The 20,887-nt window shown below is 70.4% G+C and carries 19 protein-coding genes; 18 read left to right on the forward strand and 1 reads right to left on the reverse strand.

Annotation, left to right across the window (positions count from 1 at the left end):
- Nucleotides 1-234: 234 nt before the first annotated feature.
- From dnaK to CCN37_RS31075, 6 genes are all read left to right on the forward strand, one after another.
- Nucleotides 235-2,082: a molecular chaperone DnaK gene (dnaK, locus tag CCN37_RS31050; RefSeq protein ID WP_086827692.1), complete on the forward strand. Its 1,848-nt coding sequence runs from the start codon at nucleotides 235-237 to the stop codon at nucleotides 2,080-2,082.
- A complete protein-coding gene (gene grpE, locus CCN37_RS31055; RefSeq protein WP_086827694.1) occupies nucleotides 2,079-2,777 on the forward strand; it encodes a nucleotide exchange factor GrpE in 699 nt (232 codons plus the stop codon). Before dnaK ends, grpE begins: the two co-directional genes overlap by 4 nt.
- A gap of 27 nt (nucleotides 2,778-2,804) precedes the next feature.
- Nucleotides 2,805-4,004, forward strand: a complete 1,200-nt coding sequence (gene dnaJ / locus CCN37_RS31060) for a molecular chaperone DnaJ (RefSeq protein WP_086827695.1) — start codon at nucleotides 2,805-2,807, stop codon at nucleotides 4,002-4,004.
- Complete coding sequence (locus CCN37_RS31065) at nucleotides 4,004-4,477, forward strand: heat shock protein transcriptional repressor HspR (RefSeq protein ID WP_086827697.1); 474 nt, start codon at nucleotides 4,004-4,006, stop codon at nucleotides 4,475-4,477. The genes dnaJ and CCN37_RS31065 overlap by 1 nt, the downstream gene beginning before the upstream one ends.
- Nucleotides 4,478-4,626: 149 nt before the next feature.
- Nucleotides 4,627-5,274: a hypothetical protein gene (locus CCN37_RS31070; RefSeq protein ID WP_086827699.1), complete on the forward strand. Its 648-nt coding sequence runs from the start codon at nucleotides 4,627-4,629 to the stop codon at nucleotides 5,272-5,274.
- A 119-nt stretch (nucleotides 5,275-5,393) separates the two neighbouring features.
- Nucleotides 5,394-6,530, forward strand: a complete 1,137-nt coding sequence (locus CCN37_RS31075; protein WP_086827701.1) for a sialidase family protein — start codon at nucleotides 5,394-5,396, stop codon at nucleotides 6,528-6,530.
- Nucleotides 6,531-6,570: 40 nt separating this feature from the next.
- Here CCN37_RS31075 and CCN37_RS31080 read toward each other — a convergent pair whose 3' ends face one another.
- Nucleotides 6,571-7,674: an FAD-binding oxidoreductase gene (locus tag CCN37_RS31080; protein WP_086827704.1), complete on the reverse strand. Its 1,104-nt coding sequence runs from the start codon at nucleotides 7,672-7,674 to the stop codon at nucleotides 6,571-6,573.
- 472 nt (nucleotides 7,675-8,146) lie between these two features.
- Between CCN37_RS31080 and CCN37_RS31085 the strand changes: the two genes are divergently transcribed.
- The 12 genes from CCN37_RS31085 to purD all read left to right on the forward strand — a co-directional run bounded on the left by CCN37_RS31085 (nucleotide 8,147) and on the right by purD (nucleotide 20,836).
- Entirely contained in the window at nucleotides 8,147-8,926 is a 780-nt protein-coding gene (locus CCN37_RS31085) for a pyridoxamine 5'-phosphate oxidase family protein (protein WP_371505217.1), read from the forward strand.
- 305 nt (nucleotides 8,927-9,231) lie between these two features.
- The gene (locus CCN37_RS31090; protein ID WP_086827706.1) at nucleotides 9,232-9,687 is read left to right on the forward strand and encodes a MarR family winged helix-turn-helix transcriptional regulator; all 456 of its coding nucleotides are present in this window, start codon (nucleotides 9,232-9,234) and stop codon (nucleotides 9,685-9,687) included.
- A 77-nt stretch (nucleotides 9,688-9,764) separates the two neighbouring features.
- Nucleotides 9,765-10,235, forward strand: a complete 471-nt coding sequence (locus CCN37_RS31095) for a MarR family winged helix-turn-helix transcriptional regulator (protein WP_168200938.1) — start codon at nucleotides 9,765-9,767, stop codon at nucleotides 10,233-10,235.
- Nucleotides 10,232-11,911 carry an MDR family MFS transporter gene (locus CCN37_RS31100; protein ID WP_246843411.1) on the forward strand — a complete coding sequence of 560 codons (1,680 nt, stop codon included), beginning with the start codon at nucleotides 10,232-10,234 and terminating at the stop codon, nucleotides 11,909-11,911. Before CCN37_RS31095 ends, CCN37_RS31100 begins: the two co-directional genes overlap by 4 nt.
- A gap of 121 nt (nucleotides 11,912-12,032) precedes the next feature.
- On the forward strand, nucleotides 12,033-14,636 hold the full coding sequence (clpB, locus tag CCN37_RS31105; protein WP_086827710.1) for an ATP-dependent chaperone ClpB: 2,604 nt from the start codon (nucleotides 12,033-12,035) through the stop codon (nucleotides 14,634-14,636).
- A gap of 115 nt (nucleotides 14,637-14,751) precedes the next feature.
- On the forward strand, nucleotides 14,752-15,465 hold the full coding sequence (locus CCN37_RS31110) for a hypothetical protein (protein ID WP_086827732.1): 714 nt from the start codon (nucleotides 14,752-14,754) through the stop codon (nucleotides 15,463-15,465).
- Between the two features lie 295 nt (nucleotides 15,466-15,760).
- Nucleotides 15,761-16,540 (forward strand): SDR family oxidoreductase, encoded by a 780-nt coding sequence (locus CCN37_RS31115; protein WP_086827712.1) that lies wholly within the window; start codon nucleotides 15,761-15,763, stop codon nucleotides 16,538-16,540.
- A 69-nt stretch (nucleotides 16,541-16,609) separates the two neighbouring features.
- On the forward strand, nucleotides 16,610-17,119 hold the full coding sequence (locus CCN37_RS31120) for a MarR family winged helix-turn-helix transcriptional regulator (RefSeq protein WP_143261886.1): 510 nt from the start codon (nucleotides 16,610-16,612) through the stop codon (nucleotides 17,117-17,119).
- Nucleotides 17,120-17,138: 19 nt separating this feature from the next.
- Nucleotides 17,139-17,687 (forward strand): orotate phosphoribosyltransferase, encoded by a 549-nt coding sequence (gene pyrE / locus CCN37_RS31125; RefSeq protein WP_246843412.1) that lies wholly within the window; start codon nucleotides 17,139-17,141, stop codon nucleotides 17,685-17,687.
- 4 nt (nucleotides 17,688-17,691) lie between these two features.
- Complete coding sequence (locus CCN37_RS31130; RefSeq protein WP_086827716.1) at nucleotides 17,692-18,336, forward strand: RNA methyltransferase; 645 nt, start codon at nucleotides 17,692-17,694, stop codon at nucleotides 18,334-18,336.
- Between the two features lie 62 nt (nucleotides 18,337-18,398).
- On the forward strand, nucleotides 18,399-19,568 hold the full coding sequence (locus tag CCN37_RS31135) for a glycoside hydrolase family 76 protein (RefSeq protein WP_246843413.1): 1,170 nt from the start codon (nucleotides 18,399-18,401) through the stop codon (nucleotides 19,566-19,568).
- Between the two features lie 11 nt (nucleotides 19,569-19,579).
- Nucleotides 19,580-20,836 carry a phosphoribosylamine--glycine ligase gene (gene purD / locus CCN37_RS31140; protein ID WP_086827718.1) on the forward strand — a complete coding sequence of 419 codons (1,257 nt, stop codon included), beginning with the start codon at nucleotides 19,580-19,582 and terminating at the stop codon, nucleotides 20,834-20,836.
- Nucleotides 20,837-20,887: the final 51 nt, after the last annotated feature.

The raw sequence follows: 20,887 nt of genomic DNA on the forward strand, positions 1-20,887 counted from the left end.
ACTTACGTCGTCCGTCGTACGGGTGAACATGATCAACAGACTGTGACCGCCGTCGCCCCAGGCCGGGGAACCCCACCGGGCGCCCGGCCGTTGAGCCGGTCAGAAAGCTTGAGCGCGGATCACTCAACTTCGGTTTGACGAAGGAGCTGGGGAGAATCCAGACTTGAGCCAGGCGCGCTCAAGGACAACGGCGGGCGCGCGACCAACAGACACCGATTCACGGAGGAAACTGCAATGGCGCGAGCGGTCGGAATCGACCTCGGGACGACCAACTCCGTCGTCGCCGTCCTCGAAGGCGGCGAGGCCACGGTCGTCGCCAACTCGGAGGGCTCGCGGACGACGCCCTCCATCGTGGCCTTCGCCAAGAACGGCGAGGTGCTCACCGGTCAGCCCGCCAAGAACCAGGCGGTCACCAACGTCGACCGGACCATCCGGTCCGTGAAGCGCCACATGGGCACCGACTGGAAGGTCGAGCTCGACGACAAGAAGTACACCTCGCAGGAGATCAGCGCCCGCGTGCTGATGAAGCTCAAGCGCGACGCGGAGGCCTACCTCGGCGAGGAGATCACCGACGCGGTGATCACCGTCCCCGCCTACTTCGAGGACGCCCAGCGCCAGGCCACCAAGGAGGCCGGGCAGATCGCGGGCCTCAACGTCCTGCGCATCGTCAACGAGCCGACCTCCGCCGCGCTGGCCTACGGCCTGGACAAGGGCGAGAAGGAACAGACCATCCTGGTCTTCGACCTCGGTGGCGGCACCTTCGACGTCTCGCTGCTGGAGCTCGGCGACGGCGTCGTCGAGGTCCGCGCGACCAGCGGTGACAACCACCTCGGCGGCGACGACTGGGACCAGCGCGTCGTCGACTGGCTGGCGGAGAAGTTCAAGGTCAGCAGCGGCATCGACCTGACCAAGGACAAGATGGCGATGCAGCGCATCCGCGAGGCCGCCGAGAAGGCGAAGATCGAGCTCTCCAGCTCCTCCACCGCCAGCATCAACCTGCCCTACATCACCGTCGACGCGGACAAGAACCCGCTGTTCCTGGACGAGACGCTGACCCGCGCCGAGTTCCAGCGGATCACCTCGGACCTGCTCGACCGCTGCCGCGCGCCGTTCAACAACGTGATCAAGGACGCCGGCATCCCGATCGGCAACATCGACCACGTGGTCCTGGTCGGCGGCTCCACCCGGATGCCCGCCGTCGCCGAGCTGGTCAAGGAGCTGACCGGCGGCCGCGAGCCGAACAAGGGCGTGAACCCGGACGAGGTCGTCGCCATCGGCGCCGCGCTGCAGGCCGGTGTCCTCAAGGGCGAGGTCAAGGACGTCCTGCTGCTCGACGTCACCCCGCTGAGCCTGGGCATCGAGACCAAGGGCGGCGTGATGACCAAGCTCATCGAGCGCAACACCACGATCCCGACCAAGCGCTCGGAGATCTTCTCCACCGCCGACGACAACCAGACCACGGTCGGCATCCAGGTCTACCAGGGCGAGCGCGAGATCGCGGCCTACAACAAGAAGCTCGGCACCTTCGACCTCGTCGGCCTGCCGTCCGCCCCGCGCGGCGTCCCGCAGATCGAGGTCACCTTCGACATCGACGCCAACGGCATCGTGCACGTGCAGGCCAAGGACCTCGCCACCGGCAAGGAACAGGGCATGACCATCAGCGGCGGCTCCGCTCTCGGCAAGGACGAGATCGACCGCATGATGAAGGACGCCGAGGCGCACGCGGACGAGGACAAGAAGCGCCGCGAGGAGGCCGAGGTCCGCAACCAGGCCGAGACCCTGGTCTACCAGACCGAGAAGTTCCTCAAGGACAACGACGAGAAGGTCCCCGCCGACGCCAAGGAGAAGGTCAGCGCGGCCATCTCCGGCGCGCAGGAGGCGCTGAAGGGCACCGACATCGCGGCCATCAAGGACGCGGTGGAGAAGCTCAACGCGGAGTCCCAGGCGCTCGGCCAGGCCATGTACGCCCAGGCCGCGCCCGAGGGTGCCGCCGGTGCCGGTGCGCAGGGCGCCGGTGCCGACGCCAAGGCCGACGACGTGGTGGACGCCGAGATCGTCGACGACGAGAAGGGCAAGAAGTGACGGCGGAGCACTCGGAGCACCAGGAGGGCGAGCCCCGCGTGGTGGTCCGCGACCGGCGTCGCGTCGACCCGGAGACCGGCGAGGTCCGCCCGCCCGCTCCCTCCGGCGAGGAGCCGGGCTCCGGCCCGGTTGCCCAGGAGGGCGGCAGGCACGCCGCCTCCGAATCCGCCGACGTGTTCGACGCCGAGCAGGTCGTCCAGCCCGCGGTCTCCGCTGAGGAGGCCGCGGCGCTGGAGGCCCAGCTGGCCGAGCGCACTGCGGACCTCCAGCGGCTGAGCGCCGAGTACGCCAACTACCGCAAGCGCGTTGAGCGCGACCGGGAGGCGGTGATCGCGGGCGCCAAGGCGCAGGTGGTCACCGACCTGCTCGGCGTGCTCGACGACCTGGAGCGGGCCGAGGCGCACGGCGACCTCACCGGCGCGTTCAAGGCGGTCGCCGACAAGCTCGGCGCGGCGCTGACCAAGGCGGGGCTGGAACCCTTCGGCACGGCGAACGAGCCGTTCGACCCGTCGGTGCACGAGGCGGTCCAGCACAGCACCTCGCCCGAGGTCGCCGAGCCGACGGTGACGCTGGTGATGCGCCGCGGCTACCGCTTCGGCGACCGCGTGGTGCGCCCGGCGCTGGTCGGCGTGACCGACCACGAGCCAGCCGCCCAGGTCGTCGAGCCGGACTCCGGCGACCGTGGCGAAGGCTGATCGAGGCACGAGGGGAGGGAACGTCCGATGAGCGCGCGGGACTGGATCGAGAAGGACTTCTACGGCGAGTTGGGCGTTTCCTCCTCGGCGACGGCCGATGAGATCAAGAAGTCGTACCGGAAGCTGGCGCGGGAACTGCACCCCGACGCCAACCCCGGTGACGCGGCGGCCGAGTCCAGGTTCAAGTCCGTCTCCGAGGCGTACGCGGTGCTCTCCGATCCGGAGAAGCGCAGGCAGTACGACGAGGCCCGCAGCCTCTTCGGCGGCGGGCGCGGCGGCTTCGACGGGTTCAGCGGCGGCAACACCGGCTTCGACTTCGGCAACATCTTCGGTGGTGGCGGCGGTGGCGCCGGCGGCGGCCAGGGTGCCGGTGGGGGCGGCGGTTTCAGCGACCTCTTCGGCGGCCTGTTCGGCAAGCGCGGCGGCGGTGCCGGCTCGGCGAACCGGGCCCGGCGCGGCTCCGACGTCGAGGCCGAGGTGCGCATCGACTTCGTGGACGCGGTCAAGGGCGCGACGGTGCTGCTGCGCCTGTCCAGCCCGACCACGTGCGGCACCTGCGGCGGCGACGGCGCGGCCCCCGGCACCTCACCGAGGATCTGCCCGAACTGCTCGGGTTCCGGGCTCATCACCCGCAACCAGGGCGCCTTCGCCTTCAGCGAGCCGTGCCGGGACTGCCGGGGCAACGGCAAGATCATCGACACGCCGTGCGGCGAGTGCGGCGGGGACGGGATCAGCACGCGGACCCGCGCGCTGAACATCCGGATTCCCGCCGGGGTCGAGGACGGCCAGCAGATCCGGCTCTCCGGACAGGGCGAGCCCGGTCGCAACGGGGCCGCCGCCGGTGACCTCTACGTGCGGGTGCACGTCAGCCCGCACGAGGTGTTCGGCCGTTCCGGCAACGATCTGACGCTGAGCGTTCCGGTGACCTTCCCGGAGCTGGCGCTGGGGACCACACTGACCATTCCGACACTGGACTCCTCCGTGACCGTGCGGGTGCCCTCGGGCACCGCGAGCGGCCGGGTGCTCCGGGTCCGGGGTCGTGGTGTGGTCCGCAAGGACGGGCAGGCGGGCGATCTGCTGATCACCCTCCAGGTGCACGTTCCGTCCACTGTGGACGACAAGGCGCGCGCTGCGCTGGAGGCCTACGCCGAGGCGAGCGCGGGCGCCGACCCGAGGGCCGGCCTGAACGCGTTGCTGCAGGAGAAGAAGGACCCAGGGGAGACGTGATGAACCCCAACCCCGGCTGGCAGGGCATCCCGGCGGCTCCCGGCACCGATGAGGACACCCCGGTGTTCGTCATCTCGGTGGCGGCGCAGCTCGCCGGGCTGCACGCGCAGACGCTGCGCACCTACGACCGGCTGGGGTTGGTCTCCCCCGGTCGCTCCTCCGGCGGCGGGCGCCGCTACTCCGCCCGCGACATCACCCTGCTGCGCCAGGTCCAGCGGCTCTCCCAGGAGGAGGGCATCAGCCTGTCCGCGATCAAGCGCATCATCGACCTCGAACAGCACGTGGACGCCTTGGGCGCCAAGGTCTCCGAGCTCACCGAGCGCCTCGCCGAAGCGCACGAGCAACTGGCCGCCGCCCACGCCGCCGCCGAGAGCGCGGCCGCCGCGGTGCACGCCTCCTACCGCCACGACCTCGTGCCGGTGAAGCCGCAGTCCACCGCGCTCGTCATCTGGCGCCCCCGCCCCCGGCGCTGACCGCGGCTGGCACTCGAACAGGTGTCCTGAACAGGCAAGTGCCCCGGTGATGTGCCGCTACCAAGGCGACAGGGATCGTTCCGGGGCTCGCGAAATCTACTGTAGCAGCCTCGCCGCGCAACGACACTTATCGTCTTGGAGGCTGTCGCATGCCACAACCCCTGGGAACACCCCAGTGGGTCACCACGTGGTTGTCCCCTGCTCGGCTCGCACCCTACGTCCGAGCTGCGGGCGACGAGGCACTCGAGCTGTACCGCTGGAACTGCCAAACGAGCAGCGCCCTGTTCGAACTCGTCGGATGGTTCGAGGTGGCGTGGCGCAACGCGGTCGATTCATCGGTGACCGCACGCAGGCGATCGGGACAGATCCACTGGTTGTTCGATCAGGCGTTCCCCGTGCAACCCGCGACGCGGGCCAAGATCGAGCGTGCGATCGACAACGTCCGAAGGGGCGGCGTCGCGCAGCCGACGCCCGGCCAGGTCATCGCGGAACTGTCGTTGGGCTTCTGGCGGTTCACCACCAACGGCTACCGGAACACGATGTGGGCCCCGTACTTGAAATCGGCGTTCCCGCACGCCCCTGGCCGACCGGACCGCAGCCTGATCGACGAGCAGCTGTTGGCGATCATCCGCATCCGCAACCGGATCGCCCACCACGAACCGGTCTTCTCCCGGCCGAGCGAACTCCGGCAGCGCGTCGACGACATGCTCCGGCTCGGAGCGTGGATCAATCCGAATGCGGCGGCCTGGTGGCGAGAACAGACGACCATCGTTGAGGTTCTGCGCCGACGCCCGTGAACACCCGGAGTTGATCACTGCGCCGAATGGGGCAAAAGGACTAGGGCGATGCGACGTTCGGCCCAGCGGAGTGGGAAAGTGTGCCTCCCCGACACGCTCTCCTTCCCCCGAGGAGCCCCATGCACCGCCGTGCAGGCCAGGTCTTGCTGGCCGTACTCGTGCTGCTGGTGAGCGCCGTTCCCGCGCTCGCGGAGCCCAGCCCGGTGCGGTCGCTCGAACAGACGCACGCGACCTACCCCAGGGCGATCCGCCTCCAGCACTCCGGCCCGTTCAACGGCCGCGTCATCGCCACCACCACGACCTACACCAACGGTGCCGGGATCGGGTCGATCTACGAGAGCCGCGATGACGGCAAGAGCTTCCGCAAGATCGGCGCGATCAAGGACCCCCTTGCGGCGCACGGGTTGTGCTGCACGCACCTGTACGAACTGCCGCAGAAGGTCGGCAGGCTGGCCAAGGGCACGCTGCTCTGGGCGGGCAGCGTCGGCCAGGACGAGCGGAACATGTCGCTGCGGGTCTGGCAGAGCCGCGACCGCGGGCGCACCTGGACGCAGCTGACCTCCTGCTACGACTCGCCGAACGGGCAGGGGCTGTGGGAGCCGGAGCTGTTCCTCGACCGGCAGGGGCGGCTGGTCTGCCAGTTCGCCGACGAGACGGAGAAACCGCGCTTCGACCAGCTGATCGCGCAGCGGGTGTCGGTCGACGGCGTCACGTGGGGGCCGAAGACGCACGTGGTGACGAGCGGGAACCGTTGGCACCGCCCGGGAATGCCGAACGTGCGGCGGCTGAACAACGGCGTCTTCTACATGACCTACGAGATCTGCGCGCAGTTCGGCAAGTACTTCTGCGCGGTCTACCACCGGAGCTCCGAGGACGGCGTGAACTGGGGCGACCCGTTCAACTTCGGCACGCTGGTGGAGAGCACGCACGGGCGGTACTTCACCCACACGCCGACGATCGCGCTCACGCCGCAGGGCAGGCTGCTGCTGATCGGCCAGATCCTGCAGAACGCGGACGGCTCGGTCGCCCCCGGCAACGGGCGGACGCTGTTCGTCAACGACACCAACGGCAACGGCCGGTGGACCGAGGGCGTGGCCCCGGTTCCGGTTCCCGGCGCGCGGGACAACTACTGCCCGAACTACAGCCCGACGCTGGTGCCCTCGCTGGACGGCAAGCGGGTGCTGGAGATCTCCACCGACTACGTCGCGGACCAGAGCTGCCGGGCGTTCTTCGCCACCGGAGCGCTGCCCGCGTGAGGCGTTGCTCGGCGGACCCCGCGCGGGTCCGCCGAGCGCTCTAGTCGAGGGTGAACGGGTCGTACTTGATCCGGTCGAGCGGTGTTCCCGCGACGAGCATCCTGGAGACGGTCGCGCGGATCATCGCGGGCGAACCGCAGACCAGGACGTCGCGGTCGTTCCACGAGCCGTAGCGGGTGACGACGTCGGCGAGCGAGCCGTGCTCGACGCCGCGCGCACCGGGGTCGGCCTCCAGCGCGGGCACCACGGTCAGCCACGGGTTGGCCATGGCCAGCCGCTGGAGGTTCTCCAGGTCGTACAGGTCGGCGCGGGTGCGACCGCCGACGAACAGGTTGACCCTGGGGTTCTCGCCCCACTGGGCCATGTCGTCGACCATCGCGCGCATCGGCGCGACCCCGGTTCCGCCGGCCACCATCAGCACGTCGCGGCCGCTGGTGCGGTCGACGCCCATGCGGCCCATCGGCGGACCGATCCGCCAGGTGTCGCCGATCTGGGCGTGCCCGACGATCGCGCGGCTGACCCAGCCGCCCTCGACCGAGCGGACGTGGAACTCCATCATCCCGTCCTCGCGCGGGCCGTTGGCCGGCGAGAGGTAGCGCCACAGGCGGGGGCGCTGCGGGGTCTCCACGCTGACGTACTGCCCGGCGCGGTAGGGGATCGGGTACTCGGTCTGCACGCGCACGACCGCGAGGTCCCAGCTCAGTCGCTGGTGGCCGACGACCTGGCCGTTCCACCACGCGGGGCTCTCGTCGGCGTTGGCCGCCTCCTGCATGGTGCGGGCCATGATCGTGTAGGCCTCGGCCCACGCGCGTTCGACGTCCGAGGTCCACGCGTCGCCCGCGTACTTGCGCACGGAGGACAGCAGCGCGGTGCCCACCGCCTCGTAATGGCTGGCCACGACACCGAACTTGCGGTGGTCGCGGCCGAGCTGCCGTAGGAAGGGGACAAGGTCATCGGGGCGGTCCACCATCTGCACGACGTGGACCAGCGCACGCAGCAGTCGGCTGCGTTGCACCTCCATGTTCGCCGGGAACAGCTCGCGAGTGGCCGGTGCGAGGCTGAAAAGCATCCCGTAGAAGAACCTGGCGACATCCTCGGCCACCGGCTCAACGACCGCGAAGCTCTCCCGGATCATCCGCACCATGGCGGAGACCTGGGCAGGGGGCTGGCGGTTAGGTTGCGAGGGTGGCACTGGCATAAGCACGGCGTTCGCGGTCATGGTCCGGGCGCGTCTTCTCCACGTTGTTCGGCGTACCGCCTTGGCACACCATTGGTCGACGAGCGTCCCCCGACAGGGTGGACACTAACTCTTCATCCAGCCCAGTGGCCCCTTGATGCCACCTTCGAGTGCAATTTGCTTACTGCGTGTGTACAGACTTCCGGCCAACGGGCGAACCTCCCACCTGCATGTGCGTGGACCCACCTGATCGTGACACCGTGGCCCGGTGATCCCCGACTCCCCCGTCCCGACCGGCACCGCCGGTCCTGACCTACTGCTACTGGAGCTGGCCGAGACACCGTCACGTCCCCCGACCGTGCCGGTGACCCGACCAGTCGATCACGAGCCGCAGCGGAGCAGCGGTGCGTCGAGCGCGGTTCCGCTCCCCCATTCTCCCGTGCGACGGGGTGTTCCAGAAAGCCCTTCCGGTGCACCCGTTCGCCTCGCCCCCGACCAGCCCACCCAGCTGCTCCGGCGGCCGGTCCCCGCCGAGGCTCCGACCAGGCTCATCGCCCTCCAGCCCGAGGACCCGCACGCCGATACCGGCGACCGGTTGCCGGGCTCGCGGGGCGAACACCTGCTGCAGAACGTGTACGGCACTCACAAGCGGGCCGAGCGCTTCTACAACGACCAGGTGCTCGACCACCTCAACGAGAAAATGGTCGAGTTCATCGGTCGGATGGAGATGCTGTTCGTCTCCACCGCCGACAACAAGGGCGAGTGCGACGCCTCGCTGCGCGCCGGGCCGCCCGGTTTCGTGCGCGCGCTCGACTCCGGCCACCTCGCGTACCCGGAGTACCGGGGCAACGGCGTGATGGCCAGCCTCGGCAACATCAGCGAGAACCCGCACGTGGGCATCCTGATGATCGACTTCGCCGAGGACGTGATCGGCCTGCACGTCAACGGGCACGCCAGGATCGTCGAGGACGCCGACCTGCGCGTGGAGCACCCCGATCTGCCGACCGACTTCGAGAAGGGCCGCACGCCCGAGCGCTGGGTGGTCGTGGCGGTCGAGGAGGCCTACATCCACTGCCGCAAGCACATCCCGCGCCTGGTGCCGGTCGGCCGGGACCGCCCGTGGGGCACCGACGACGCCAAGCGCAAGGGCGGCGACTACTTCGGCGCGAAGGACATGCCCAAGCCCTGGCAGCCCACCGAGGTCGGCAAGCACGACTGACCGCCAACGCCGCGTTCGGTCCGTTGAACGTGCTGAACGAGTCATTCAGCACGCCCAACCACCTCAATGACTCGTTCAGTCCGTTCAACCACCTCAATGACTCGTTCAGTCCGTTTGGACGGCCCTGAACGGGTCGTTTGGTGCGTTCGAAGGAGCTGAACGGGTCGTTCGGGGCGCGGCGGTGGGGGGTGCTGGTCTTGGAGACTGGCGAACTGCGGGGTGTGCCACCCGGATGGTCACGGGGACCGAACGGGGGGTGCCCTAGGTTTTCCCTTCAGGCGGGTTCGAGGGGAAGACCGGGGACGATGAGCGACGAGGACACGGCGCACTCGCACCGGCGCGCGGCCGGGGACGCGGTGGAGCGCGAGCTGTCGGTGCTGTTCCGGCGCGCACGCAGCCTGTCGCTGACACTGGCCGCCCGGCTGCACCCGGACCTGGACGCCGCCGCGTACGGGCTGCTGGTGTTCATCGCCGACAGCGAGCCGGTGCGCGCCGCCGAGCTGGCCGAGCGCTTCGGGCTGGACAAGTCGACGGTGAGCAGGCAGCTCGGGCAGCTGGAGTCGCTGGAGCTGATCGAGCGCGTCGCCGATCCCACCGACGGCAGGGCGCGGCTGGTGCAGCTGACCGAGAGCGGCAGGCAGCGGCTGGTCGCGGTGCGCTCCGAGCGCAGGCAGCGGTTCTGGCAGAACTTCGCCGACTGGGAGACCGAGGACATCCGCGCGCTCGCGGACCTGCTCGGCAAGCTCAACGAGGACCTCTAGCCGAACCCCTCGCAGAAGGTTGCTGAGCACAACTAACTCCCTTATAGTTGTATTGCGCAACCATGAGGGAGGCTGTCGTGGCGCCCACCACCGAGACCTGCGTCGAACTCATCCAGCAGTTCCGCGAACTCGCCCAGCTCAGGCACGCGGTGGCGCACCGCCAGATCGAGCAGGGCGAACCCAGCCTCGCGCTGATCAGCCTGCTCTCCGAGTTCGAGCGGCGCGGCGAGTGCGCGGGCGGAACGCTCGCCCAGGAACGCGCCGTCGACCCCTCCGTGATCAGCAGACAGATCGCCCAGCTGGAGCGCGGCGGACTGGTGAGCCGCCGTCCCGCCCCCGGTGACGGGCGCGTGCACCTGATCAGCGCGACCGCCAAGGGCGCCGCCGTGCTCGACGGGTGGCGGCGACGGCAGACGGAATGGCTCCGCCGGGCGCTCGACGGCTGGCCGGATGACGATGTGCACCGGGTCAGCTCACTGATCGAGGCCATGGCGCGCGCCGTCCGCGAAGCGCTCGAACCGACAACTCCGACCGGAGCCACCCGATGAACGAGACCGCACCCATGACTCACCGCGAGGTCCTGCGGGCGATGACCGGGCTGTTGCTGGCGCTGCTGGTGGCGATCCTCAGCTCGACCATCGTGGCCAACGCCCTGCCGACGATCCTGGCCGACCTGAAGGGCACGCAGAGCCAGTACACCTGGGTCGTCACCGCCACCCTGCTCGCCTCGACCGCGACCACGCCGCTCTGGGGCAAGCTCGCCGACCTGTTCAGCAAGAAGCTGCTCTACCAGGTGGCGATCGGCCTGTTCACCTTCGGCTCGGTGCTCTGCGGGCTGGCCCAGTCCATGCCGGAGCTGATCGCCTACCGCGCCGTGCAGGGCCTCGGGCTCGGCGGCGTGCAGGCGTTGGCCCAGGTGGTCATCGCGGCGATGGTCAGCCCGCGCGAGCGCGGTCGCTACAGCGGCTACACCGGCTCGGTGCTGGCCGTGGCCACCGTCGCCGGACCGCTCGCGGGCGGGTTCATCGTCGACACCGACTGGCTCGGCTGGCGCTGGTGCTTCTTCGTGGTGGTGCCGCTGGCACTGCTCGCGATGTACGTGATCGGCAGGACGCTGCACCTGCCCGTGCTGCGCCGCGAGGTCAGCATCGACTGGGCGGGCGCGACCCTGATCACCGGCGGCGTGAGCCTGCTGCTGATCTGGATCTCCTTGGTGGGCAAGAACTTCCCGTGGCTGTCCTGGCAGACCGCCGCGTTCGTGCTCGGCTCGGTCGTGGTCCTCGCGGCCGCGCTCGTGGTGGAGCGGAGGGTGCGCGAGCCGGTCATCCCGCTGCGGCTGTTCCGCAACCGCACGCTCGTGCTCGGCGTGCTCGCCAGCATCGCGGTCGGCACGGGCATGTTCGGCGCCTCGGTCTTCCTCGGCCAGTACTTCCAGCTCGCACGCGGGTTCTCGCCGACCATCTCCGGCCTGCTCACGCTGCCGCTGATCTTCGGACTGCTCGTCTCGTCGACGCTGTCCGGGCAGATGATCACGCGCACCGGGCGGTGGAAGGGCTTCCTGGTCTCGGGCGCGGTGCTGATGGTGCTCGGCCTGGCGCTGATGTCGGGCGTCGACCACGGCACCTCGCTCTGGCTGCTCGGCGGCTACCAGCTGCTGCTCGGGCTCGGCCTCGGGTTGAGCACGCAGAACCTGGTGCTGGCCGTGCAGAACTCCACCGACATCCGCGACCTCGGCACGGCCAGCTCGACGGTGACGTTCTTCCGCTCGCTCGGCGGCACGGCCGGGGTGTCGGTGCTCGGCGCGGTGCTGGCCGCCCAGGTCTCCGGGCTCGTCACGGAGAAGCTGCACGGGGCGACCGGGGGCAGCGGTTCGCTTGACCTCGCCCACCTGCCAGAACCCGTGCGCACGGTGGTCCGCGACGCCTACGGGGACGCCACCGGAGTGCTGTTCCTGATCGCCGCGGTGATCTCACTGGTCACACTGGCCTCAGTGCTGTTGATCAAGGAAGTGCCGCTGCGCGGTTCATCCACAGCCGCTGAGGACAACCCTGTGGACAACGAACTGGGGATTGGGGATAACTCGCCTCAACCTGTGGGTACTGGTGTGAAGCATGTGAGTGATGTGGCGCTACCTGGGGGCAAGACGGGCCAACGTGTGGAGCAGCGCGGCGGATCTGTGGATTCACCTGTGGACAGCCGGGAACCATCCACAGGCCGCAGATGACGTGACTCGCGGGTGACGGACACCACTCCGCGATGCCTCTCCTCAGCTAAGTTGAGCGGAACACACTCAACCTTTCGCACGTTGGTCCGGGTGTTGGCCCGGTTGACGATGAGGTGGGGGAATGGACGCTTTCAATCCGACCACGAAGGCACAGCAGGCGATCTCCGCCGCGATCCAGGCGGCGACCGTCGCCGGGAACCCGGACGTGGGCACGGTGCACCTGCTCGGCGCCCTGCTGGCGCAGGCTGACGGCCTGGCCGCACCGCTGCTGACAGCGGTCGGAGCGGACCCCAGGCGGGTCCGCGACGAGCTGGACAAGCTCGCCACCGGGCTGCCCGCGGCCACCGGGACGACGGTGAACGCGCCGAACTTCTCCGGCGACGCCGTCCGGTCGATCACCCACGCGCAGCACCTCGCGACCGAGATGGGCGACGAGTACGTCTCCACCGAACACCTGCTGGTCGGCCTCGCCGCCAAGGGCGGTCAGGTCGGCGACCTGCTGGTGCGGCACGGCGCCAACGCCGACGCGATCCGCGAGGCCTTCGCCAAGGTGCGCGGCACCGCGCGGATCACCAGCCCGGACCCCGAGGGCACCTTCAAGGCGCTGGAGAAGTACGGCGTCGACCTGACCGAGCGCGCGCGGCGCGGCGAGTTGGACCCGGTGATCGGCCGCGACGCGGAGATCCGCCGCGTGGTCCAGGTGCTGTCCAGGCGCACCAAGAACAACCCGGTGCTGATCGGTGAGCCCGGCGTCGGCAAGACCGCGATCGTCGAGGGCCTCGCCCAGCGCGTCGTCGCCGGTGACGTGCCGGAGTCCCTGCGCGGCAAGCGGGTCATCTCGCTGGACATGGGCTCGATGGTGGCCGGGGCGAAGTTCCGCGGTGAGTTCGAGGAGCGGCTCAAGGCCGTGCTCAAGGAGATCACCGACTCGGCGGGCCAGGTGATCACCTTCATCGACGAGCTGCACACGATCGTCGGCGCCGGTGCAACGGGCACTGAGTCGTCCTTGGACGCGGGCAACATGATCAAGCCGATGCTGGCGCGTGGTGAGCTGCGCATGGTCGGCGCGACCACGCTCGACGAGTACCGCAAGCACATCGAGAAGGACCCCGCGCTGGAGCGGCGCTTCCAGCAGGTGCTGGTCGGCGAGCCCAGCGTGGCCGACGCGGTGGGCATCCTGCGCGGCCTCAAGGAGCGCTACGAGGTCCACCACGGCGTCCGGATCACCGACAGCGCGCTGGTCGCCGCCGCGACGCTGTCCGACCGCTACATCACCGCGCGCTTCCTGCCGGACAAGGCGATCGACCTGGTCGACGAGGCAGCCTCGCGGCTCCGGATGGAGATCGACTCGCGGCCGGTGGAGATCGACGAGGTCGAGCGCTCGGTGCGCCGCCTGGAGATCGAGGAGATGGCACTGTCCAAAGAGGACGACGCCGCCTCGAAGGTCCGGCTGGACGCGCTGCGCGCCGAGCTGGCCGAGCAGCGGGAGGCGTTGGACGCGCTGACCGCGCGCTGGCAGAACGAGAAGGGCTCCATCGAGCGCGTCCGCGAGCTGAAGGAGCAGTTGGAACAGCTGCGCGGCGAGTCGGAGCGGGCCGAGCGCGACGGCGACCTCGGCCGGGCCGCCGAGCTGCGCTACGGCCGGATTCCCGCCCTGGAGAAGGAACTCGACGCGGCGACCGCGGCCGTGACGGCGCCAGACGCCGACGTGATGCTCAAGGAGGAGGTCACCGCCGACGACGTGGCCGACGTGGTCAGCGCGTGGACCGGCATCCCGGCCGGGCGGCTGCTGGAGGGCGAGACCGCGAAGCTGCTGCGCATGGAGGAGGAGCTGGGCTCGCGGGTGATCGGCCAGGCCGAGGCCGTGCGCGCGGTCTCCGACGCCGTCCGCAGGGCGCGCGCGGGCGTCGCCGACCCCGACCGGCCGACCGGCTCGTTCCTGTTCCTCGGCCCCACCGGCGTCGGCAAGACCGAGCTGGCCAAGGCACTGGCGGAGTTCCTGTTCGACGACGAGCGGGCGATGATCCGCATCGACATGAGCGAGTACGGCGACAAGCACACCGTCGCGCGGCTCGTCGGCGCTCCGCCCGGCTACGTCGGCTACGACCAGGGCGGTCAGCTGACCGAGGCGGTGCGGCGGCGGCCGTACAGCGTCGTGCTGCTGGACGAGGTCGAGAAGGCCCACCAGGACGTCTTCGACGTGCTGCTCCAGGTGCTCGACGACGGCAGGCTGACCGACGGCCAGGGCCGCACCGTGGACTTCCGCAACACGATCCTGGTGCTGACCTCCAACCTCGGCTCGCACGCGCTGACCGACATCGCGCTGGACGAGCGGCAGCGCCAGGAGGCCGTGCTGGGCGTGGTGCAGCGGCACTTCAAGCCGGAGTTCCTGAACCGGCTCGACGACGTCGTGGTCTTCCACCAGCTGGCGACCGAGGAGCTGACGTCCATCGTGGACATCCAGGTGGCCAAGCTGACCAAGCGGCTGGAGCAGCGGCGGCTGCGCCTGGAGGTCACCCCGGCGGCCCGCGACTGGCTCGCGCTCAACGGCTTCGACCCCGTCTACGGGGCCCGGCCGCTGCGCAGGCTGGTGCAGTCGAGCATCGGTGACCAGCTCGCCAGGAAACTACTGTCGGGTGATGTTCGCGACGGTGACGCCGTGTTCGTCGACGTGACGGACGACAACTCGTCCTTGCAGGTCAACCCGGGAAACCAGGAGGCGTAGCCGCGGTGCGCCCGGTCGGGTGAGATCGTCCACGCGCACGTTTTGTGGCCAATTCGACGCCTCCGAGCGGGCCGCGTCCTACGTTGTGGCCGATCTCACCGCTACGCTGCGCAGTGTGGGTTTCCCAGCGTGGATCTGGTTCCTCATCGCCGTCGTCGCGGCGGTTGCGGGTCTCGCGCTGCTCGCCGGAGATCGGGCGCAGCGCACGGCACGCAATCGTGAGCGCCGCAGATGGGCCGCACTGCGCGGCTGGCGCTTCGCCGAGAGCGACAACGCGCTGCTGACCCAGTGGCAGCACGGCGGTCTGGCGTTCTCCAAGTCCGGCAGCGCGACCGACGTGGTGACCGGCTCGATGTTCACCGCCGACGGGCGCAGGCTCGTGCAGGTCATGGACCACGAGCAGGGCAGCAAGGTCACCATGGTGCTGGCCGCGGTGAAGCTGCGCCGCTCCGTGCCGACGGTGCTGGAGCTGTGGGAGCCGAGCGTGCCGTTCGCCCGCGAGCGCGAGGCCGAGCTGGACCTCTACGGCCCGGTCGGCAACCGCTACGGCTTCACCGCCGACATGGCCGTGGCGCACCCGCTGATCACGCCGGAGTTCGTCGAGGCCGTCGACGAGATCGGCGACGACGTGATGGTGGTCTGGCTGGAGGGCACCTGGGTGCTCGCCGCCGCCCCGCCCAACGCCGACCCGGCGCGCCTGGAGCGGCTGCTGTCCGACCTCGGCGAGGTCGCGGACTTCGTGGACCCGTTCGACTCCGACCCGAACACCCACCACGAGGACCCCGAGGTCTACCGCTCCTCCACCGCCCCCCACCACTCCGAGCACTAGCGCTCTGGACCAGCCGACGATCGGCCCGCACACCGTCGAGGAGTGGCTGGCCCTGCCCCCTCCCGGTGACGGGTCTCGCCATGAGTTGATCTTTGGGTACTGGCTCGACTGGTGGACGACGCCCTCCGGGGCGCAGGACGGTCGGACCTGTTCGTGGTCCCCGCGGTGAACGTCAGGATTTCCACGGCGTGGAGAACCGGTCGTGCTGGACCTGGCAGAACTCGACTCGTAGTCGCGACCGCGGGTTTTCCCACGGGGTGGTGTGCGGGCTGTGCACGGGCGTTAACCTGGAGTTATGCCGACTGCGCTGGTCACTGGTCCCACTGCTGGCATCGGAGCCGCCTTCGCCCGACGACTCGCCGCGGAGGGCCACGACCTCGTGCTGGTCGCCCGCAACGGCGAGCGGCTGGAGAAGCTGGCCGACGAGCTGCGCGAGCGGCACTCGATCCACGTCGAAGTGCTCGCGGCCGACCTCGCCGACGAGAAGCAGCGCGGCATGGTCGAACTGCGCCTGGCTGATCCGGACGCGCCGGTGGACCTGCTGGTCAACAACGCGGGTTTCGGCACGGGCAAGGAGTTCTGGGACTCCCCCGTCGAAGAGCTCCAGGCGCAGCTGGACGTCAACGTCACGGCGGTGCTCCGGCTGACCCACGCGGTGCTGCCGGTGATGCGCGCCCGCGGTCGCGGAGCGGTGATCAACGTGTCCAGCGTCGCCGGGTTCTTCCCGGAGCGCGGGTCGGCGTACTCGGCGAGCAAGGCGTGGGTCACCACGTTCTCCGAGGGGCTGGCTGCGGCGGTGGCGGGCACCGGCGTGCGGGTAGTCGCGCTGTGCCCGGGGTTCACCCACACGGAGTTCCACGAGCGCGCCTCGATCGACATGTCGAAGGCGCCGAGCTGGGTGTGGCTCGAAGCCGACCGCGTGGTGCACGAGTGTTTGGCCGACCTCCGTCGCGGTCGGGTGATCTCGGTGCCCGGCGCGCATTACAAGGCGGCCATCGGGGTGGGCCGTCTGCTGCCGAGGTCGCTGGTGCGCATGGTGATGAACAGAGCGGGTGTCAGCCGACTGAAGCGGTGAACAACCCACCGATTTCCTGCTTCGGCGGTGTGCACTTCGCCGAAACGTCCTAGGGTGCGCATGATCGGCGTGAGCGGAGGGGCGGCGGTGGACTACGCGGGAGAGATTCGCCGGCAGCCCATCGGCTACTGGATCAAGCGCACCGGCGAGGTGCTCAACAGCACCATCGACAAGCGGTTGCGCGAGGCCGGGGTCAGCAGGCAGCACTGGCTGGTGCTGTGCCTGGTCCGCGAGGCGCCGGCGGGTGCGACGCGGGACCAGTTGCACGCCTCGCTGCGCAGCATCTCCGACCACGACCTCGACGAGATCATCAGCGATCTGTGCGCGCGGGGCTGGCTCGCTCCCGAGGTGGACCCGCGCTCCGGCGTGGTGCGCCAGACGCTGACCGAGATCGGCCGCGCCGGACAGCTCAAGCTGGCGCTGGTGATCAGCGGCGTGCGCAGGCAGTCGCTGGACGGCATCTCCGAGGACGACTACGCGTTCATGATCGAGTGCCTGAAGAAGATGATCACCAACCTGGGCGTCGAGCCGGGCGAGGGACCCAAGACGGGCGGGCGCTCGAAGCCCGCGCGGACCTGACGTGCGAAGCTCACCACTCGTGACCGTCGAAGTGGACCCCACCGCCAAGGCCGAACTCGCGAAACTCGTGCGCGAGCTGGCCGTCGTGCACGGCAAGGTCGTGCTCTCCTCCGGTGTCGAGGCCGACTACTACGTCGACCTGCGCCGCGCCACGCTGCACCGCGCGGCGGCCCCGCTGATCGGGAAGCTGCTCGGCCAGCTCACCTCCGACTGGGACTTCTCCGCGGTCGGCGGGCTGACCATGGGCGCCGACCCGGTCGCCTGCGCGATGCTGCACGCCGCCGAGCGCGACATGGACGCGTTCGTGGTGCGCAAGGCGTCCAAGGCGCACGGCCTCCAGCGGCTCGTGGAAGGTCCTGACGTGACCGGCCGCCGCGTGCTCGCGGTGGAGGACACCTCGACCACCGGCGGCAGCGTGCTGACGGCCGTGGCGTCGCTGCGCGAGGTCGGCGCCGAGGTCGTGGGCGTCGCGACAGTGGTCGACCGCGACACAGGTGCCAGGGAGGCCATCGAGGCGGAGGGGCTGCCGTACCGGTCGCTGCTCGGTCTCGCCGATCTCGGCCTGTAGCACCGTGACCGAGGCTGGCCCCACCGAATGGGGCGCGGAGCCGGTCGGTGTCGGCCCGTGGGAGGGCCCGCTCCCCGAGGGCGAGCACTGGGACCCCGAGCTGCTCGCGGAGGGCGACCGCCGCAACGTGGTCGACACCTACCGCTACTGGAAGCGCGAAGCGGTCGTCGCGGACCTGGACACCCGCAGGCACCCCTTCCACGTGGCGATCGAGAACTTCCAGCACGACCACAACATCGGGACCGTGGTGCGGACTGCCAACGCGTTCGCGGCGAAGGCCGTGCACATCGTCGGCAGGAAGCGGTGGAACCGGCGGGGCGCGATGGTCACCGACCGGTACCAGCACGTGCTGCACCACCCCGATGTGAGCGGCCTGGTGGAGTTCTGCCGCACGGAGGGCCTAGCGCTCGTCGCGGTGGACAACACGCCCGGCTCGGTGCGGTTGGAACGCGCACGGCTGCCCGAGCGCTGCGTGCTGCTCTTCGGCCAGGAAGGTCCCGGGTTGTCCGAGGAAGCGCGCGAGGCGGCGGAGCTGCTGGTGTCCATCGCGCAGTTCGGCTCGACGCGGTCGATCAACGCGGGGGTGGCGGCGGGCGTCGTCATGCACGCGTGGGTCCGGGAGCACGCGGATCTCGACACGGCTTGGTGATATCGCGCGCCACAACGTGAATCGCCCGCGCATCAGATGGTTCCAGGGGCGACGATGGCTCAGTGACCGCCGACGAGGTGCCCGAGCTGTGGGCCGCGCGAGCGGCGGTGGCTGAGGTCGCCATCGTCGGCAGGCACCTGCGCCAGGTCTGGGGCACGCCCGGCACGCGCCTCGGCATGACGCGGTGGCCGCCGGAGGCCGGGCACCGGCTGCACGCGCACTGGCACTACGGCTGGCAGGCGCAGTTGTTGGACTGCGCGGTGGACGCGGCCGAACGCACAGACGACACCACGCGCAAGGCCACCGTGGTGAAGCTCGTGCGCGGCATCAAGCTCCGCAACCCGCACGGCTGGTTGTCCGACAGCCACGAGGACCTGGCGCTGATGGGGCTCGCGCTGCTGCGTGCGCGCACGCTGACCGCCATGCCGAAGTCCGCTGCCCTGGCCGCGATCGCGTCGCGGCTGCGCGCGGCGTGGACCGACCACGCGGGCGGCGGCCTGTGGTCAACGCGCGGCGGCTCGGTGAAGGACGCCGCGACGAACGCGGCGTTCGCCATCCTCTTCGTCAGGCTGGCCAAGGAGTTCGGCGAGCGAGCTGATCTCCAGCGGGCGCGCTCGGCCGTGGAGTGGTTGTCGGAGCGGTTGATCGATCAGGAAACCGGGCTGCTCGCGGAGTCCGTCGACCCGTCGGTGGACGCCGTGTCCGACGTCACATCCACTCACTCGCAGGGGTTGCTCGTCGGCGCGTGCGTCGAACTCGTCGGGGCCACCGGGGAGAGCCGCTGGCGCGAGCTGGCGGAGCGCACGATCGCGGCCGTCGCCGACCGCATGACGGTGTCCGGAGTGCTGCGCGGCAACGGCGGCTCGGATTCCGGGCTGCACGCGGGAATCTGCGCGAGGTACCTGGCCTCCGCGGCCGTCGCGCTCGACGGCGAAGCGGCGAAATCCGCTGCCAGCACGGTGTATCGCTCCGCTGAGGGGGCGTGGCGGAACAGGGCGGCGGTGCCGGGCGGACCCCTCTTCGGTCCACAGTGGACGGTCCCGGCGATCGGCAGGCTCGGCCAGCTGCCGGCGGGACTGGCCGAGCGGCTGGAAGGCATCGGCCGCGAGTCGCTGTGGGAGTGCGACCTGTCGGTGCAGGTCTCCGGTTGGACCGCCGTGGAGGCGGCGGCACGCCTGGCGCGGCACGGCGTGTCCGAGCGCGAGTTTCGCGCGGCGCGCCGGGGCATCTAGGGTTGCTCCCCGTGCGCGTTCTCGTGATCGGCGCAGGTGCCCGCGAACATGCCCTGCTCCTCGCACTGTCCCGCGACCCGGGCGTGACCGCCCTGGCCTGCGCTCCCGGCAACGCCGGTACCGCAGCGCTGGCCGAGACCTGCGGCGTCGACGCCGCCGATCCGGCCGCGGTCACCGAGCTGGCCACGGAATGGCGAGCGGACCTCGTGGCGATCGGCCCCGAGGGACCACTGGTCGCCGGGGTCGGCGACGCCCTGCGCGAGGCCGGGATTCCGTGCTTCGGCCCGTCCAAGGCCGCCGCGCGGATCGAGGGCTCCAAGGCGTTCGCCAAGGACGTCATGTCCGCCGCCGGTGTGCCGACCGCTCGCAGCGAGGTCGTGGACAACCCCGCTCGCCTGGACGCGGCGCTCGGTCGCTTCGGGCCGACGTGGGTGGTCAAGGACGACGGCCTCGCCGCAGGCAAGGGCGTCGTGGTGACCGCCGACTTCGACGCGGCGCGGGCGCACGCCATGCACCTGCTCGACGGTGGGCACCCGGTCCTCCTTGAGTCCTTTTTGGACGGTCCGGAGGTGTCGCTGTTCTGCCTCGTGGACGGCAAGAGCGCGGTACCGCTGCTGCCCGCGCAGGACTTCAAGCGCGTCGGCGACGGCGACTCCGGCCCGAACACCGGCGGCATGGGCGCCTACGCCCCGCTGCCGTGGGCGCCGGAGGGCCTGGTCGAGGAGATCATGGACCGCGTCGTGCGGCCCGTGGTCGCCGAGCTGGCGCGGCGCGGAACGCCGTTCTCCGGCCTGCTCTACGCCGGGCTCGCGCTGACCAGCGAGGGCGTCCAGGTCGTCGAGTTCAACTGCCGCTTCGGTGATCCCGAGACCCAGGCGGTGCTGGCGCTGCTGCGCACCCCGCTCGCCGGGCTGCTGCTCGCGGTCGCCAACGGCACGCTCGCCGAGCAGCCCGCGCTGGACTGGGCCGAGGGCTCCGCGGTCACCGTCGTGGTCGCGGCGGAGGGCTACCCCGGCCGCCCGCGCACCGGCGACGTGATCACCGGCAGCGAGACCGACGGAGTGCTGCACGCGGGCACCCGCAGGCGCGACGACGGCGCGGTGATCTCCGCGGGCGGGCGCGTGCTGTCCGTCGTGGGGATCGGCGACGACCTCGACGCGGCCCGCGAGGACGCCTACCGCAAGATCGCCAGGGTGCACCTCACCGGCTCGCACCACCGCACCGACATCGCGCTGCGCGCCGCCCAGGGCCAGGTCGCCGCCCACTGACCGCCGCGCTCACGCCCTGAACGACTCATTCAGTCCGTTGAACGTGCTGAA

It is taken from the genome of Allokutzneria sp. NRRL B-24872 (assembly GCF_002155965.1).
GTDB lineage: Bacteria > Actinomycetota > Actinomycetes > Mycobacteriales > Pseudonocardiaceae > Allokutzneria.

What these genes read in the sequence shown, in the direction of transcription:
- dnaK (WP_086827692.1), top strand. Translation starts at nt 235, where the DNA reads ATGGCGCGAGCGGTCGGAATCGACCTCGGGACGACCAACTCCGTCGTC.
- CCN37_RS31115 (WP_086827712.1), top strand. Translation starts at nt 15,761, where the DNA reads ATGCCGACTGCGCTGGTCACTGGTCCCACTGCTGGCATCGGAGCCGCC.
- CCN37_RS31100 (WP_246843411.1), top strand. Translation starts at nt 10,232, where the DNA reads ATGAACGAGACCGCACCCATGACTCACCGCGAGGTCCTGCGGGCGATG.
- CCN37_RS31075 (WP_086827701.1), top strand. Translation starts at nt 5,394, where the DNA reads ATGCACCGCCGTGCAGGCCAGGTCTTGCTGGCCGTACTCGTGCTGCTG.
- CCN37_RS31080 (WP_086827704.1), bottom strand. Translation starts at nt 7,674, where the DNA reads ATGGTGCGGATGATCCGGGAGAGCTTCGCGGTCGTTGAGCCGGTGGCC.
- CCN37_RS31070 (WP_086827699.1), top strand. Translation starts at nt 4,627, where the DNA reads ATGCCACAACCCCTGGGAACACCCCAGTGGGTCACCACGTGGTTGTCC.
- dnaJ (WP_086827695.1), top strand. Translation starts at nt 2,805, where the DNA reads ATGAGCGCGCGGGACTGGATCGAGAAGGACTTCTACGGCGAGTTGGGC.
- CCN37_RS31065 (WP_086827697.1), top strand. Translation starts at nt 4,004, where the DNA reads ATGAACCCCAACCCCGGCTGGCAGGGCATCCCGGCGGCTCCCGGCACC.
- CCN37_RS31090 (WP_086827706.1), top strand. Translation starts at nt 9,232, where the DNA reads ATGAGCGACGAGGACACGGCGCACTCGCACCGGCGCGCGGCCGGGGAC.
- clpB (WP_086827710.1), top strand. Translation starts at nt 12,033, where the DNA reads ATGGACGCTTTCAATCCGACCACGAAGGCACAGCAGGCGATCTCCGCC.